At 58.4% G+C, this 16213-nt stretch carries 15 protein-coding genes; 7 read left to right on the forward strand and 8 right to left on the reverse strand.

The window, feature by feature from the left end; genetic code table 11:
* Positions 1-105 precede the first annotated feature (105 nt).
* The 3 genes from ACA043_RS10855 to ACA043_RS10865 form a co-directional block, all read right to left on the reverse strand.
* The gene (locus ACA043_RS10855) at positions 106-756 is read right to left on the reverse strand and encodes a hypothetical protein (RefSeq protein WP_497659189.1); all 651 of its coding nucleotides are present in this window, start codon (positions 754-756) and stop codon (positions 106-108) included.
* Positions 757-1190: 434 nt separating this feature from the next.
* Positions 1191-1406, reverse strand: coding sequence for a hypothetical protein (locus tag ACA043_RS10860; protein ID WP_187676970.1), 216 nt, complete (start codon positions 1404-1406; stop codon positions 1191-1193).
* A gap of 133 nt (positions 1407-1539) precedes the next feature.
* Complete coding sequence (locus ACA043_RS10865; protein ID WP_497659190.1) at positions 1540-1818, reverse strand: hypothetical protein; 279 nt, start codon at positions 1816-1818, stop codon at positions 1540-1542.
* A gap of 232 nt (positions 1819-2050) precedes the next feature.
* On the opposite strand from ACA043_RS10865, the gene ACA043_RS10870 reads away from it, so the two are divergent.
* The 3 genes from ACA043_RS10870 to ACA043_RS10880 all read left to right on the forward strand — a co-directional run bounded on the left by ACA043_RS10870 (position 2051) and on the right by ACA043_RS10880 (position 4855).
* Entirely contained in the window at positions 2051-2380 is a 330-nt protein-coding gene (locus tag ACA043_RS10870; RefSeq protein ID WP_401265850.1) for a hypothetical protein, read from the forward strand.
* A gap of 84 nt (positions 2381-2464) precedes the next feature.
* A complete protein-coding gene (locus tag ACA043_RS10875) occupies positions 2465-2923 on the forward strand; it encodes an anti-virulence regulator CigR family protein (protein ID WP_187677107.1) in 459 nt (152 codons plus the stop codon).
* A 120-nt stretch (positions 2924-3043) separates the two neighbouring features.
* Positions 3044-4855 carry an ABC transporter ATP-binding protein gene (locus tag ACA043_RS10880; protein ID WP_489880842.1) on the forward strand — a complete coding sequence of 604 codons (1812 nt, stop codon included), beginning with the start codon at positions 3044-3046 and terminating at the stop codon, positions 4853-4855.
* Here ACA043_RS10880 and ACA043_RS10885 read toward each other — a convergent pair.
* The 3 genes from ACA043_RS10885 to ACA043_RS10895 all read right to left on the reverse strand — a co-directional run bounded on the left by ACA043_RS10885 (position 4852) and on the right by ACA043_RS10895 (position 8159).
* Positions 4852-5796 carry an alpha/beta hydrolase gene (locus ACA043_RS10885; protein WP_497659191.1) on the reverse strand — a complete coding sequence of 315 codons (945 nt, stop codon included), beginning with the start codon at positions 5794-5796 and terminating at the stop codon, positions 4852-4854. The two genes, ACA043_RS10880 and ACA043_RS10885, sit on opposite strands and share 4 nt — an antisense overlap.
* A 112-nt stretch (positions 5797-5908) precedes the next feature.
* Positions 5909-6907 (reverse strand): NAD(P)H-quinone oxidoreductase, encoded by a 999-nt coding sequence (locus tag ACA043_RS10890; RefSeq protein WP_497659192.1) that lies wholly within the window; start codon positions 6905-6907, stop codon positions 5909-5911.
* A gap of 61 nt (positions 6908-6968) precedes the next feature.
* A complete protein-coding gene (locus ACA043_RS10895) occupies positions 6969-8159 on the reverse strand; it encodes a YbfB/YjiJ family MFS transporter (protein WP_497659193.1) in 1191 nt (396 codons plus the stop codon).
* Positions 8160-8270: 111 nt separating this feature from the next.
* Between ACA043_RS10895 and ACA043_RS10900 the strand changes: the two genes are divergently transcribed.
* Positions 8271-9146, forward strand: coding sequence for a LysR family transcriptional regulator (locus ACA043_RS10900; protein ID WP_401265837.1), 876 nt, complete (start codon positions 8271-8273; stop codon positions 9144-9146).
* Between the two features lie 182 nt (positions 9147-9328).
* A complete protein-coding gene (locus ACA043_RS10905; RefSeq protein WP_497659194.1) occupies positions 9329-9805 on the forward strand; it encodes a hypothetical protein in 477 nt (158 codons plus the stop codon).
* A gap of 49 nt (positions 9806-9854) precedes the next feature.
* Here the strand turns inward: ACA043_RS10905 and ACA043_RS10910 are convergent, their stop codons facing one another.
* On the reverse strand, positions 9855-10577 hold the full coding sequence (locus ACA043_RS10910; RefSeq protein WP_497659195.1) for a pirin family protein: 723 nt from the start codon (positions 10575-10577) through the stop codon (positions 9855-9857).
* A gap of 220 nt (positions 10578-10797) precedes the next feature.
* Here ACA043_RS10910 and ACA043_RS10915 point away from each other — a divergent pair, with 220 nt between their 5' ends.
* A complete protein-coding gene (locus tag ACA043_RS10915) occupies positions 10798-11748 on the forward strand; it encodes a GlxA family transcriptional regulator (RefSeq protein ID WP_497659196.1) in 951 nt (316 codons plus the stop codon).
* 90 nt (positions 11749-11838) lie between these two features.
* Positions 11839-13308: an ATP-binding protein gene (locus tag ACA043_RS10920; protein ID WP_497659197.1), complete on the forward strand. Its 1470-nt coding sequence runs from the start codon at positions 11839-11841 to the stop codon at positions 13306-13308.
* On the opposite strand, the gene ACA043_RS10925 is transcribed toward ACA043_RS10920, so the two are convergent.
* Positions 13273-16083, reverse strand: coding sequence for an ATP-binding protein (locus ACA043_RS10925; RefSeq protein WP_497659198.1), 2811 nt, complete (start codon positions 16081-16083; stop codon positions 13273-13275). The genes ACA043_RS10920 and ACA043_RS10925 overlap by 36 nt on opposite strands.
* Positions 16084-16213 lie beyond the last annotated feature (130 nt).

Raw genomic sequence — 16213 nt, forward strand, 5'->3', positions numbered from 1 at the left:
GAGCGCGAGCTTAATGACATTGCTCATCGAGGCCGGTCAGGTAATCAAAATCGGACGCACGCGTTCGATGATTAAGAAGTAGTTCTGCGGTGAGCTTCCACCGTTTCATAAACGAGTTACGGGTGGAATATAGCGTTGATACCAATGAGACGTTGCTTCGGCCAACATTTTTTCGTACCGAGCAACATGCCGCACCAGCCATTGCAAATCCTCGACGAGCATGACGCCATAGGTGCTGTGCGTGTGATCCACAGTCTGATTAATCCGTTTTTTGGATTCTGCTGGATTCATAGAAAGAATAAGTAGTGCGCGTTCTCCGGATATATGACGAGCGGCCCAATGGGCGAGTTGATTCCTGGCATCCCGGTGAAGTTCTATTTCTGCCAAATGTGCAGCCCAAGCGTCACTATCCTCTGCCTTGGAAATTCCTTCGAGGGCGACCGCGGAAAGACGCGCAATAGGAAGAATCTTCTCGGTTCTTGGGATCATTCCGGCATGGGTGAAAAGGTCGATGCAGCGTCTTAAGTTGAACTCAATGTAATTGTAAATTTGGATGAGCTCACCGATCAGTTGCAGGTCACGAGGGTGCAATGGCTCTGATTTTTCCAGCTCCCTGCCGCCGATTTCGTCGAGTATTCGCTTAATTTCCTGCGGAGACTCCCTTAAATCGTGTTTGGAGTTCCCCTTTCGATGTATTGCCCAGCCTTGTTTTAAGCCAGAAACGGCGCGATTTAAGATTTCAAACATAGCCGCCACGGAGTGTCCCGCTGATAACAGATTGGAAGGCTGATATGACAGAGATCGAGCAGGTGGGCAAGCCCAAAATGGTTGGCAGGTACTATGCGCAAGCTGCGCAAAACCTTCTCTGGAGGCCGCGTGTTTTCGTTTGCATAAGCACAAAAAAACGGATGTTTTGCTACCCTAAAAACAGGCTATTGTCCTTTTAAAACAGTAGCTTAGATCGCTACAGTCCCCAGCATGGGGTGCTAGGGGTCGAGTGTTCGAATCACTCCGTCCCGACCATATATTTCAATGACTTAGGCCAATGTTCAGAGCATTGGCCTTTTTCATGCGTGTGAGTTTTGCCGGACTTGTTTGAATTTGGTGTTTATCAAGACGGGCTGCGCAAATGGATTGCGGTTGCCCGATATTTCTCCGTCGGTGCCGCGCAGTCGAGCGTTCTCGATAAATCAGCTATTTTTTGCGTTTAGCTTGCGAAGCTCTTCGTAGGTCGCGGATTGAACGAACCAGAAACCAGAGATGATGCACCAGCTCAAAGTGCCGATGACGAAGGTGCTGATGGCTGCGAGAAAACTCTGGCTCAGCATGACAAGTGCAGCAATCCAGATGACTGCCAGTGCAATGTAGAGAACGGTGTTGTTGACGCTGATAACGAAGTCTTTCATGTGCATTCCTTGGATAGATTTTCCTCTGGTTACCCTTCATGGGATTCCAGTGGCGGCATCATATTGCCATCGCACCAGGCTTCGCTAGTCGCTAATAGGGAAAGACTCGATATCAGTCATGCTGTTTAGGTGATTACTGATTGGGCTTTTTCTCGATATCTTCCGAGTCACTCGACGTCGCCGCATCTTTTTCAGTTTCATGGGCTTGCGCACCCGCATTTCCCCCTGAAGACTCCTCTCCCTTCTTATTCGCCCTCTCATCATTGGCGCGCGTGCTTTTCGATTGATTGACGCCCGGCAGGGCATTCGGTGGCGCGGCGGAGTCAGCGCTGGTTTTCTCTGTTGCCAAGGCGCATGCCGGCCCGATGAGCAACAGACTGGCAAACGATACCGCCATAATTTTCTTGTTCATCATTCCAAACCTTCCACGCGATGGGGTGTACTGCGTTGGAATTGTGAGTCGGGAAAAGGTGCGCGGCGATAGACGAGTGGTAGTAATTACCGACTTGCAACCCGCGTCATTTGGCTGAGCCTTTGGCTTGGCGAGTTGTCGCCAGATATTGGCAAAAAGCGGCAAATTGCTGGCCCCCGAGTTGTCCTTTCATCGTCAAACTCGCCTTTTTTCAAAAGGTTAGGTTGGCTATATGCGGACGATTGTCATAACCGTTGCAACGCTTTCCCTGGCTGTCTTTGCCTCGGGAGTACAGGCAAAAGAGTTAAGCAAAAGCCATCGTTTCGCCTGTACCTGGGGCTCGGATATCGCCGCAGGAGCGCAGCGATCCAAGCTCTCAGGGATGTCTTTGTATGGCGCGCGTAAACAATTGCAGGTACGTCGATTTCAGCAGCCATGGATGCGCATGACTGCAATGGGGATTACCGAACAGACCTACAACAGCAGCTCAAAGCTTAAACCGGCGGCGGTCAAGCAGACCTACTACGAGCAGTGTGTGCGACATGAACTGGCCCAGCGATAGACGGTGACTACTCGACATCCAGAACCAATTGGCCAATCGCGGTCTACAGTTCAGTGGATGATCCCACTGTCTGAGAGTACGGATATGTTCAGATCAACTCGATGGGTTGCAGGTTTGATGTCGCTCGTTCTGGCCGCCGGCTCGTCGGTGGCGCTGGCCGATCCCGGTAACGGTAAAGGGCAGGGCAACGGTAAAGGCAATCCCCACAATTCCCAGGGCCAGGGCCAAGGGAACAAAGGCAAAAATGCGGGGCGTGACGATTGGAGTCATGGCCCGGCTGTCGACCGAGGTAATGTGATCGGTGTGATTGGCGGCTATCGCGACTACTGGAGCCCAGGCCCTGCGCTGCCTCCGGGCATCCAGAAAAACCTGGCTCGCGGCAAGCCGCTGCCGCCGGGTATCGCGAAAAAACTCGACAATCGCCTGCTTGGCCACCTCCCGCGCTATGACGGCTACGAATGGCAGCAGGCGGGTACGGATTTGATTCTGGTCGCGCTCGCCACGGGTCTTATCTATGAAGTGCTCAATGGTGCCTTTGATTGAGCGCAAGTCAGCCATCAGCCCAACCTTTTCAGGTTGGGCTTTTTAATACCTTGAATAAGTCGTAGCAGGAGCAGCGGAGTACCATGTCGCGCTCTATTCACCTGCCGAGCTCATTGTCCTATGCCTGCATTTTCCCGCGTCACTTCGTTGCTCGACCAAGCGCAACGCGCCTTGCGATTGGTTTGGGGGACGTCGCGCGGTTTGTTTCTGGGCTTGGTGCTGGCGACATTGATTGCAGGTGTTCTGCCGGCACTCGCGGCATGGTTGGGGCAGCGGATTGTCGATGCAGTGGTCGCAGCCATGCAGTTGCACGCGCAGCAGGGGGATGCGCCGTTATGGCCGGTGTTGCGTTATGTGCTGCTGGAGGCGGGTGTGCTGGCGTTGCTGTCCGCTACACAACGGGCGTTGTCGGTGCAGCAGTCGTTGTTGCGGGTGCAGTTGGGGCAGAAGGTCAACACGTTGATTCTGGAGAAAGCTCAGACTCTGTCATTGGTGCAGTTCGAGAACTCTGAGTTCTATGACAAACTGGTGCGTGTGCGCCGCGAAGCCTCGACACGGCCACTGGCGTTGGTCATGAAGTCGCTGGGGCTGATCCAGAACCTGATCATGCTGATCAGCTTCGGTGTGCTGCTGGTGCATTTTTCCCCGTGGGCATTGGTGCTGCTGGTGATCGGTGCGTTGCCGGTGTTCTTCGCCGAGGCGCATTTTTCCGGTGATGCTTTTCGGCTGTTCACCCGTCGCGCGCCGGAGAGTCGCCAGCAGAGTTACATCGAAACCCTGCTGTCCCACGAGGCCTATATCAAAGAGGTCAAGCTCTTCGGTTTCGCTCCGCTGCTGTTGCAACGCTATCGCGACACCTTCGCCAAACTCTATGCCGAAGACCGGCGACTGACGTTACGTCGCGATAGTTGGGGGTTCGGTCTCGGCTTGCTGGGCACGGCGGCGTTTTACGTGGCGTACGCCTGGGTGGTGATCGATGCGGTGCATGGCAATATCAGCCTGGGCCAGATGACCATGTACCTGGTGCTGTTCAAACAGGGGCAAAGTGCAGTCAGTAGCAGTCTGAGCGCAATCAGTGGTTTGTACGAAGATGGCCTGTACCTCACGAGTCTTTATGAATACCTGGCCGAGCCGGTTCTCGCCGACAGCGGTCACCTGACTGCCGGCGCACGACCGGGCGATGGGTTGCGCTTCGAAAACGTCGGTTTCCGTTACCCCGGTGCAAGTCGTGCGGCACTGGAAGGCATTGACTTGCATCTGGTGCCGGGCAAGAGCATGGCGCTGGTCGGGGAAAACGGTTCAGGCAAGACCACACTGATCAAGTTGCTGACCCGGCTCTACCGTCCCGATCAAGGGCGGATTCTGCTTGATGGCAGCGATTTGCAGGATTGGGAGGAAACCACATTACGGCAGCGCATTGGCGTGATTTTCCAGGATTACATCCGCTACCAGTTCAGCGTTGGAGAAAACATCGGCGTCGGCGACACGCTTGCGTTCAACGATCAACAGCGCTGGAAAGAGGCCGCAGCTGAAGGCATGGCAGCGCCCTTTATCGAAGCCCTTGACCGTGGTTATGCGACACAACTGGGGCGTTGGTTTGCCGGTGGTCAGGAGTTGTCTGGCGGGCAATGGCAGAAAATTGCCTTGTCCCGGGCCTATATGCGGCGTGATGCCGACGTCCTGATCCTCGACGAACCGACGTCAGCCCTTGACCCGGCGGCAGAGGCGGCAGTGTTCGAGCATTTCAGCCAACACACGGATGGCCGGATGACCTTGCTGATCTCGCACCGTTTTTCCAGTGTGCGCAATGCTGATCACATCATCGTCTTGGAGCAGGGCCGGATACTCGAGCAGGGCAGCCACGAAGATCTGATCGCCGTTGCAGGGCATTACGCCCAACTGTTCGATTTGCAGGCCCGCGGCTATCGCTAGGAGTCCCGTGCGCTGCGCAGCGCCGCTGGCCCGGCAATCCGCGGAGCAGGTTTGGTCTGCATCAACGCATCGATTGCCTTGCGATAATTCTGTCCGCCCAGCGCCATGCTGTTGTTGTGCGTGGCGCCCGGTACCAGCAGCAGGCGCTTGGGTTGTTGCGCGGCGTTGAACAGTTGCTCACTGAAGCGCGACGGCACAAAAGCATCTGCCAGACCATGCACCACCAACAGCGGCATATGAATATCGGCGATCTTGTCGACGGAATCGAATTTCTGCGACAGCAGCCAGCGCACCGGTAGCGAGGTGTTGGCCACGGCGGCAGCGACATCCGCCAGCGACGTGAACGTCGACTCGATCACCAGACCGCGCACCGGTAGCGGCGAGTGACTGCGGGTGGCGTCCTGACCGAGTTCGGCCGCCAGATCGATCGCCACAGCGCCCCCGAGGGAATGACCGTAAATCAGGCGTTTTTGCGGATCCGGTTGCAGCAGTTTGAAACGCTCCCAGGCCACCCGGGCATCTTCGTAAACGCTACTTTCCGATGGCAGATCACCCTTGCTCTTGCCGAACCCCCGGTAATCGATGGCCAGTACCGAGTAGCCCGCCGCGCGCAATTGCTCGATGCGGAACAACTGCCCGGTGAGGTTCCAGCGCACGCCGTGCAGATAGAGAATCGCCGGTGCGTTGGCTTTTTCCGCCGGCCACCACCAGGCATGAATGTTTTGCCCGGCCTTGAAACTCTTCGGTTGCAGATCGAGTTCCTGCACGCTGCCGGGCAGGCCGCGATACCAGCCGGCCGTGCCCGGTTCGATGCGAAACAGCAGTTTGCGTTCGGTATGTTCCAGCACGGCACAACTCGTCGGCACGCCGATAATCAAGGCGGCCATGCAGGCAAACGCCAAGCGGCGACGGCGCAGACGAGTCATGAAGGAAAGGAACATTAAACGTTTCACCACGGCGCAGACAAAGAACGCTTTTTACCAGATGCCTCGGTCTGCGCGCGATATTTTCGACCACCGTGCATGCGCAACGATTACAAAATGCTGCAACGGCTCAGTCGACCCGCAGCACAATCTTGCCGATATGGTCGCCGGCTTCCATGTGCGCATGGGCCTGCGCCGCGTCGGAGAGTGAGTAAACCTTGTCGATCATCGGCAGGCAGCGTCCGGCGTTCAGTGCTGGCCAAACGTGCTCGCGCAATGCGTCGGCGATGGCGGATTTCTCCGCAGTGGTTCGTGCGCGCAGCAGCGACCCGGTGACCACCGCGCGTTTGCCGAGGATTGCCAGCAGGTCCACGTCGTTGGCCTTGGCGCCGCCCAGAAAACCGAGCATTACCAACCGCCCGTCCATCGCCAGGGCGCTAACGTTACCGTTGAAGTACGAGCCGCCCATGATGTCGAGAATCACATTCACACCCTGGCCAGCGGTTTTTTCGGCGACGACTTCAGTAAAATTTTGATCGCGATAGTTGATCGCCTCGCCACCCAGTTCACGAATCGCCGCACATTTTTCAGGGCTGCCGGCGGTGGCGAAGGCTTCGATGCCGAATTCGCGGCAGAGCATCAGAGCGGTGGTACCGATGCCGCTGGTGCCGCCGTGAATCAATACACGTTGCCCCCGGCTGGCGCCGCCGAGGCTGAACAGATTGGCCCATACGGTAAAGAAGGTTTCCGGGATCGCGGCGGCCTGCACCCAGTCGAGGCCATCGGGAATTGGCAACGTCTGGCCCGCCGGGACTGTGCAATATTCGGCATACCCTCCGCCATTGGTCAGCGCACAAACCTTGTCGCCCACGGCAAACTGGCTGACTCCGGCGCCGAGCGCCACCACTTCACCCGCGACTTCCAGGCCGGGAATCGGGTTCATGCCGGGCTTCATCGGATATTTGCCGGCACGCTGCAAGGCGTCCGGGCGGTTGATTCCGGCGGCATGCACACGGATCAGCACTTCACCTGCTGCGGCCACTGGTAGCGGCACGCGTTTGGCTTGCAGGACATCAGGGCCGCCGGGTTCAGTGATTTCGATTCGGGTCATTTCGTTGGGTATGGACATGTCGATTCCTGTTGCTAGAGGTTCTGTAGGTCGGAGCACGGCCCGCAGGCAATGATTCCCTTCAATTTGCGCAGCAGCGTTGTTCAGTCGAAGAGGGCAGCCATTTCAGGGCCTGCTCCAGCAAAAGCGCCACTGCAATCGCGCCGGCAGCGATCACGAACAGCAATGCATGATGGCCACCCGTGGCATTGAACAACGCCGAATAGGCAAACCCGGCCAGCGCCTGAAACGTGGCAAACGATACGGTGGCGCGGCTCCAGGCGATTTGTTGGCGATGATGATTCGGCACCAACTCATGCACGCGAGCCAGGGCCAGTGGCACGATGCCGGGTGGGAATGAACCGATAATCACTGCCAGCACGGCCAGCGCCATAAAGGATTGGGAAATCGCCAACAGCCCCAGCGCAATCGCCTGCACCACCAATACCAGTCGGATGCCCATCCGTGCGCCAAGCCGATCCGCCAGAAAGCCATAACTCACCGGCCCGACGATTGCACCCAGGCCATACATGACCCACACCAATGCGCCAATATGCGCCCCGGCACCGAGCCCGCGAGCCACGTAATCCACCAGGAACACCATGGCCGGCACCAAACCTGCGGCCATAAACGCGTACTGGGCGAACAGCAGATAGACAGCGGGCGGCGTTGGCTCAACGGCCGCAACCTCGTGGGTCGCAGTCGGGTGCGGTAGATCAGAGGGCCAGCCAAACCAGCTCAGTGCCGTCAGCAACAACGACAATCCGCCCAGCCCCAACCAGGTGGCTTGCAGGCCAAGGCTCAACAGCGGCGGCACGATTGTCCCGGAACCGGCAATCCCCAGACCGATGCCTAGAAAAATCGCTCCACTGGCCAGCCCTTTGCGGGACGCTGGCACATGAGGCAGTACGGTCGCCGCCACCAGCACCATGATCGCGCCACCCGTAATCCCCGAGAGCAAACGCCAGCCAAAGAACCAACTGACTGATATCGGAAACGCACAGGCAAAAAACGCGGCGGTGACCAGCAGCATCATCAGTCGCAGGGCGTTTTTATTACCGAGTTGCCGCGCTATAGGCCGGCCGAGCAGGGCGCCGATCAGATAGCCGACCAGATTGGCCGCGCCGAGGTAGACCACATCGTTGGCGGAAAACCACTGCGCCTGAATCAGCGAGGGAATCAGCGGTGTGTAGGCAAAACGCGCCAGGCCGATGCTGACCAGGCTGGCGCAGAGTCCCGCGAAGATCGGTAACGCTGAGGTTGATGTACGCATGACAGCAATCCTGAGGAAGGTTTATGGCGCTCAGCATATCGGCTATCTTTGCTGCGTTAATGCAGCGATTTAGCTTTCTAGTGATGCAGATTTGCATTGAGTGGGGACAGGATGAATTGGGATGATGCACGGGTTTTTCTCGCGGTATGTCGGGAGTCGACATTACGCGGCGCGGCGCGGTTACTGGGCGTGGATCAGGCCACCGTCGGGCGACGGATCACGGCGCTGGAGAAGTCCCTGAGCGCGACGTTGTTCCTGCGCACGTCCGACGGTTATGCGCTGACGGCGGTCGGCGAAGCGGCGTTCAAAAGCGTTGAGAAAATGGAGCACTCGGCGCTGGAGCTGGAGCGGCAGATTCAGGGGCTGGATGATCGCCTGACCGGTATCGTGCGCGTCAGCACCACCGATTCGCTGGCCATCGACTTCCTGATCCCGGCCATCGCCCGTCTGCACGAGCAACACCCGGACGTGCGCGTGCAACTGGATGCCTCCACGCAGATCCTCAGCCTGGCCAAGCGCGAGGCGGATATCGCCGTGCGCAACACCCGGCCTGACAATCCGGACCTCATCGCCCGGCGGATTGCCCGCTGGCCGGTGGGATTGTTCGCGTCACAGGCGTATATCGACGCCAAGGGCGCTCCACCGCAGGGCACGGCGTTCGAAGGCCATGACCTGGTGGTCTACCAGCCGTATTTGCAGACGAACAAAGACATGACGCTGGTTTCCGAACCGCTGCATCGCGGGCGGATTGTCGCCAGCCTGAGTTCCAGTCTGTTGGTGCGCCGCTCGATTGCGGCGGGTCTGGGTGTAGGAGAAATCCCGGTGTATATGGGCGAGCGTGACGGCCTGGTCAGGCTCTGGCCGGAGCGCAATCGCCCGCAACCGTATGAGGTGTGGCTGGTGACCCACGCGGACTTGCGCCATACCGCGCGGGTTCGGGCAGTGATTGAACAGATTGTCGAGGCATTTGCGCTGGAGAATGAGTGACGGCTTAAAGCGCTTTGGAGAAGCTACGTCGTCTGACGAAACGCCCTACATCCACAGCAGAATCTGCCGGCTTGTGGGCTTGGGAGACCGACCCTATTGTTGATGTGACTCGCAGCAACAGAAAATTCGCTTGTGGGTGATGCGCCAGGGAAGGTATCGGTAACCCAAGGAAGGGAATCGGATTGAACGCCAGGGAATTTGAGCAATATCAAAGCACCATCACATTGAGCAAAGGGCATAACATTCAAGCCATGAACGCTATCAGTCGTGAAGAATTCAACGCCAGGATCGAGACCATTGAGGCAAGGATGGATGCTCGGGTCGAATCTGTGTCAGCGAAAATCGAGGGGTTTCTGGATGTTCAGCTCGAGCGAGACAAGGCGCTGCTCGACCGCTACAACTCCATTTCTGCAAATGTGCAGCAGATCGCTCTAGAGTCAAAAGAGGCAGTCCGACAGGCCTCTACGATCAAGGCGAATTATTGGGCTTCAACCGCTGTGTATTTTCTCGGGATCGTCGGCATAGTCGTGGCGACTTACTACGCCAATCAAGCCAACGTCTATGTAGCGATTCAAACGACTTTGTCGAAGGTTCAAGCAGGCAAGGACACCCATCCGCCTAAACCTGCCGTGTCGCCATTACCGATCACGCCACAATAAAAAACGGCCTTCAAATGAAGGCCGTTCTTGTGGGCGTTGAAACCCTGCCTCATGGCATTTGCGGCAATTCCTGAGGCCGCAGATCAAACACCAATACCTCGGCATCCACGCCGTTGCTCAAGGTCAGCGCCTGTTCCTCGCGAACCCGCACGCCGTCACCTTCCTGCAACAACTGGCCATTGAGTTCAACGCTACCGCGTGCCACATGCACGTAGGCGTAACGGTTGGCTTGCAGCTTCAGGGTGGCACTCTCTTTGCCGTCGAACAGTCCGGCATAGACCCGCGCATCCTGGCGCACTGTCAGCGAACCATCGCTACCGTCCGGCGAGATGATCAGTTGCAGACGACCGCGTTTTTTCTGCGTGCTGAAGTGCTCCTGCTGGTAGCGCGGTTTGGCGCCGCCGACGTCCGGCACAATCCATATTTGCAGGAAGTGCACAGGCTTGGTGGCCGAATGGTTGAACTCACTGTGCGCCACGCCGCTGCCGGCGCTCATCAGTTGTACGTCGCCTGGGCGGATTACCGAGCCTGTACCCAGGGTGTCTTTATGTTCCAGCGCACCTTCAAGCACGTAGGAAAAGATCTCCATGTCGCGATGCGGGTGTTGGCCGAAACCCTTGCCGGCGGCAACGCGGTCATCGTTGATCATCAGCAGGTCGGAAAAACCCTGTTCACGCGGATCGCGGTAGCTGGCAAAGGAAAAGGTGTGGAACGACTTCAACCAGCCATGATTGGCGAGGCCACGATCGGAGGCTTTGCGAAGAGTCAGCATGATGAAATCTCCTTGGGGGACGTGAATTCGTCCGAGTGAGGAGAAGGTTACTGTTTACTCTTCAAGGCAATAAGTAGATGAAAATTGAAATACTGTCCTGTTTTGGTTGACAGTTGTGTGCGGTCGATCACGTATTTTTTTCCGACGACTGCGCCGCAGTTGGCCATAATGCTCAGCCTGTCTTGTCCGTTTACCCTTCTTTATCAGTGATGTTTACCTCATGAAAACCGTGGCAATGGTGTTGTTCCCCGACTTTCTTCTGCTCGATATGGCTGGGCCGCTGGAGGTGTTTTCGGTGGCCAATCGCTATTTGAAACCGGAGTTGCACTATCAACTGACCACCCTTGGCACCGAGCGCGGCCCGTTACGGGCATCCAATGGTGTGCTGGTACACACCGACCGGCATATAGAAGATGCCCCTGAGCGCTACGACTTGCTGCTGGTGCCGGGAGGGCCGGGGGCTTACAACGAAAGACACCCGGCGCTGCTTGCCTGGCTGAAAGCAGCCGTACCCTGTGCCGAGCGATACGGTTCGATCTGCACTGGCGCCTTCGTGCTCGGACATGCGGGGTTGATCGACGGCTATCGGGTGACTACCCACTGGAACTACACCGAACGCTTGATCAAGGCTTTTCCGAAGGCTAGCGTCGCAACCGATCAGATTTTCATCGAGGATCGCAATCTCATCACCTCAGGCGGGGTCACGGCCGGCATCGACATGGCGCTGGCATTGGTCGCCCAGGATCACGGCAAGAAGCTGGCCCAGGACGTCGCCAAAGTGTTGCTGGTGGTGATGAAGCGTCAGGGCGGACAGGCTCAGTTCAGCCCTTTGATGGCAGCGGTCGCCCCTCTGGAAACACCGGTCACCCGAGTACAGAATTACGTGCTGGAGCACCTCGACGAAGCTTTCAGCGTCGAGCGCATGGCGGGGTTGGCCAACATGAGCGCGCGGCACTTTGCGCGGATTTTTGCCCGCGACATCAATATGACACCCATGGAGTTCCTGCAAAGTGCACGCATCGACTGCGCACGAAGTCTGCTGGAAACCAGTGATCTGCCTTTGAAAACCGTGGCCTACAAGAGCGGTTTTGGCAGTGTGCGGCACATGCGCCTGTTGTTCGCTGAAAAACTCGGCCTGACCCCCGTGCAGTACCGCGAACAGTTCAGCTAGAGCGGTTCTGTCCGTTACGCGCACCCGGATGTCCGTGATGCGCCCTGTACGGAGGTTGTGCCGTCATCGCAGGCTGCCAAGATAGTTGGCATGAACAGCCTCAACGATTTGAACCAGGCGACCGTGCTGCATTTCGGCCCCTACGCCTTTCATCTGCGCCAACGGCTGATCCTCGAAGGGGATCGGCCACTGCGCATGGGCGGGCGTGCGCTGGACATTCTGCAGGTGTTGGTCGAGCGCGCAGGTCGAGTAGTCAGAAAGGAAGAGTTGATTGCGCGGGTCTGGCCCACGTCGGTGGTTGAGGAGATCAATCTTCGCGTACACATCGCTGCCCTGCGACGGGCCCTCGGTGATGGTGAAAACGGCCAACGTTACATCGTCAACGTGCCGCAATGCGGCTACTGTTTCGTTGCTCCGGTGCACGGCGACAGTACCGCGCAAGTGGCCCTGGAAAACCTCCAGGCACCGCAACACAACTTGCCTGTGCGGCTGACGCCGGTTACCGGTCGCGACTCAGTGGTGGGCTCGATGGTACGGCAATTGCCGCTGTGCCGGTTGATGACCGTGACGGGGCCTGCGGGTGTCGGTAAAACCACGGTGGCGTTGCGCGCTGCGGAATTGCTGTTACAGCACTTTCGTGACGGGGTATGGCTGGTGGATCTGGCGGTAGTCAACGACGCTACGCCACTGCTCGATCATCTGTTGCAAACCCTTGATACCGATCTTGTCACGCTGTCTGCCCGCCACACGTTGTTGGTGCTGGACAACTGCGAGCACCTGCGCGAAGCCTGCAAGGCTTTGGTTGAACGTTTATTGGAGGCCGCGCCAAGGCTGTCGATTCTCGCCACCAGTCGTGAAGCATTGCAGGCCAGTCTGGAGACGGTGCAGATCCTGCCGCCGCTGGTCATTCCAAAATCCTCGGCGTTGAGCAGTGTCGAGGAGACCATGGGCTATTCGGCAGTGCAGTTGTTTGTCAGTCGAGCCCGTGCCCGGCAGCAGGGTTTTACCCTGCGCGAACAGGATCTCCATGCCGTGCGTGACATCTGTCGACGACTCGACGGGCTGCCGTTGGCGATTGAACTGGCGGCGGCGCACATCGATGCGTTGGCGATGGTCGGGTTGCAGTCACAGCTCGACAATTGTCTGCAATTGCTCAGTCATGGCCGGCGTACGGCCGTGCCCCGCCATCAAACCTTGAAAGCTGCGCTGGACTGGAGTTATCAGCACCTGAACGATCAGGAACAACGGGTGCTGCAACGCCTGTCAGTGTTCAAAATGGCGTTTGCCATTGATGCCGCGATGGGGGTGATCAGTTGTGCGCAATTACCACCGTCGACGCTGGCCTTGATAATTGAGCGGTTGGCGCAGAAGTCCTTGCTGACGGTGGAGCGGGGCAGTGCCGGGGTGCGCTATCGCATGCTCAACACGACCCGTCGTTATGCCCGCGAGCAACTGGAGCGCAGTGGTGAGTCCAGCGACTACGTGCGCCGGCATGCGCGCCACGTCAGTCGCAGTCGTTTGGCTTCAGGTTCGCAGTTGACCGCCCAACTCGTCGAGTAACACGCGCACCTTGCGCAAGTCCGGTGTCGCGTAGCCTTCGGTGAAGCGTTGGTATATCGGACTCAACAGGTCCAGCGCTTCGCGATAGCGGTTCTGCCGTTGCCACAGTTGGGCCAGCGATGTGGCACTGCGCAATTCCCAGGCCAGAGCGCCTTGGGTTTGAGCGATCAACAGCGCTTGGCGCAATACATCTTCTGCTTGCTGAGTGTTGTTGGTTTTAGGGCAACCCGATTCTTCATTCAACAATCGATCCGCCCGAGCGCGCAAAATTTCTGCCGCGCTCCAGCCTGCTGCACCGCTCTGTGCCCGTTCAAGCAACGCATCATCAACAAAGCCACTGTCCAGCGTCACCATGATTTCCCTGATCAGGCCGCTGTCATCGGTTGGCATCGGCGCGGCGGTATCGGCGTCGATGACCTGCGCGTAGTGCCGTGCCCATCGATAGAACAGCAGTACCGAATGCTTCTGTGCCTGCTCCAGCAACAGATTCAGCAAAGCACGGGCGTTTTGCTGGTCTCCGTTGTAATGAGCGATCAGGCAACTGGCCAACGCCAGGGTGTAGCAGATCGAGGTGCCGTGATTGATTTGCACGGCGATGTCCAGTGCCTGCCGTGCCGTACGCCAGGCTTGTTCCGGGAAGCCTTGCAGCCATAACACCCGGGCGAGCACCGTCAATGAGGCGACGCTTTGGTCGTACTGCACGCCGAAGCCATGGGTGAAGCGGTTGAGATTACCGCTTTGCGCCATGCGCTGAATAACTTGCTCTGCATGCAGGCGCGCCTGCGGCTGGTCGCCGGCGTAATGCAGCGCCAATACTCGCAAGCGATGCGTGCTCAGCGACAGTAGCGGATCGCCGTGCACGCCGAGTCGATCGAACTGTTCGCTCTGTTCCAGCGCCAGTCGATAGTGGCCACAACTGAGGTTGACCGCCATGTGCCCGGACACCGCGCGCAGTTGCCCGGCTACATCGTCAAGTTCCTGCGCCAGCGCGTGGGCGTCGACGAAGGCCGCGATGGTTTCCGGGGTGCCGCCCCAGGTGTGGTAGCAGGCGCTGCCGAGCGCCAGTTTCAAGGCGATTTTCACCCGAGGGCAAGCCTCATCAGCGTTTTCGAGCAGGGCCAGCGCCTGACGCACGTAACCACCGTATTCCTTGAGTAGCGACAGCTCTTGCCACAGCGGCGCCGAGGTCGCGGCCAGATAAATCCCTACATCATTGGGGCCGACACCGTTCAGGCTCCAGTCCAGCGCCGCGCGCAAGTCTTCCAGGCCGCGTGCATAACGCTCGATCCACAGGTCGGTTGGGGTGTTTTCCCAATCGGTCTGCCCCTGATACATAAGTGCCAGGCAGCGTTCAGCGTGGCGTTCGCGGGTTTCGGCGAGTTCGGCGCACTGGTCGAGCTTTTCCAGGGCATAACGGCGCGTAGTATCGAGTAGCCGGTAGAACACCTCTTCATCACCGACTTCGACGTTGAGCAACGACTTGGCGACCAGTTGCGTGATCGAGCCAAACACTTCGCCGGGCTTGATGTGCTGGCCACCGATCACGGCAGCGGCGGACTCCAGCGTGAAGCCGCCACGAAACACGCCGAGTCGGCGCAGGCAAGTCTGTTCGCAATCGGTGAGCAGGTTGAAGCTCCAGTCCAGCGTGGCACGCAGAGTGAGATGACGCTCCACACTGCTTTGATTGCCGGCGGCCAATGCCGGCAAGCGGCCCTGCAACTGGCTCAACAAACCATTGAGGCCCAGTTCGGCGACCTGTGCCGCCGCCAGCTCCAGCGCCAGCGGAATGCCGTCCAGACGACGGCAGATTTCAATGGCATCGGGCAACTCGGCGTCGCTGAGTTCGAAGCCCTCATGAGCCGCCAGTGCGCGTTCGGCAAACAGTTGCAGTGCAGAAAAACTCAACGCCTGTACGCGATCAAGCACGGCAATCGGCGGCGGGTAATCAAGGGACTCAAGACGCTGCACATACTCGCCTTCGGCACGCAGGCTCTCGCGGCTGGTGGCCAGAATGTGGACCTGTGGCGCACCGCGCAAAATGCTCTCGCCGATCAGCGCCACGGCGTCGATCAGGTGTTCGCAATTGTCGATCACCAGCAGCATCTGGCGCTCGCGCAGGGCGTTGACCAGACTGGTCAGCGGCTCGTTGTCATGCAGTAGCACATCAAGCAGGGCCGCCAGGTGCGAGCAGATCATTCGCGCGTCGTTGATGGGCGACAGATCCAGCAGCCGAATACCGTCCCGATAGTGGCCGATCATCTGTTCGGCAACGCGCAGGGCCACGGTGGTTTTACCGATACCGCCGGGGCCGACCAGCGTGATGCAGCGCTGGCGCGGCAACTGCCTGATCAGGCTGTCGACCAGCGGCTGCCGGCCGATCATTCGCGTGCGGCGCAGCGGCAGGTTATGCCGCGTGCCGGTCTGGGCGCAGGTGGGTTGTTCGATCAATTGCAGCACGAGCGGTGCGACAAAACTGTAGCCGCGCTGTGCCACGGTGACGATGTATCGCTGTCCGGCCTGACCATCGCCGAGTGCTTTGCGCAGGGCCGCCATGTGTACCCGCAGGTTGATGTCTTCCACGACGCTGTCCGGCCAGACCCCGGCGATCAATTGCTGCTTGCTCACGACTTCGCCGGCATGTGCCAGCAGGATCAGCAGAATGTCCATGGCGCGTCGGCCCAGGCGCAACGGCTGGTCGCCCTCAAGCACCAGCCGTTGTCCAGGATGAATCCGATAGGGGCCGAAACCGATGGCCTGATTCGGGGAAAGACTCAACCGCTCACTCCTGCGAAATTCTTGTCATCCTGCCCCAGGCTTGTGAAGCCTCCGTGAAGGGCAGGGCGGATCAGGGCGTCAGTTGCACGCAAGCCTTCTAATCCGCAGTTTGCGGACATATTCCTCAGGT

The sequence above is a fragment of the Pseudomonas sp. LBUM1648 genome, from assembly GCF_059716145.1.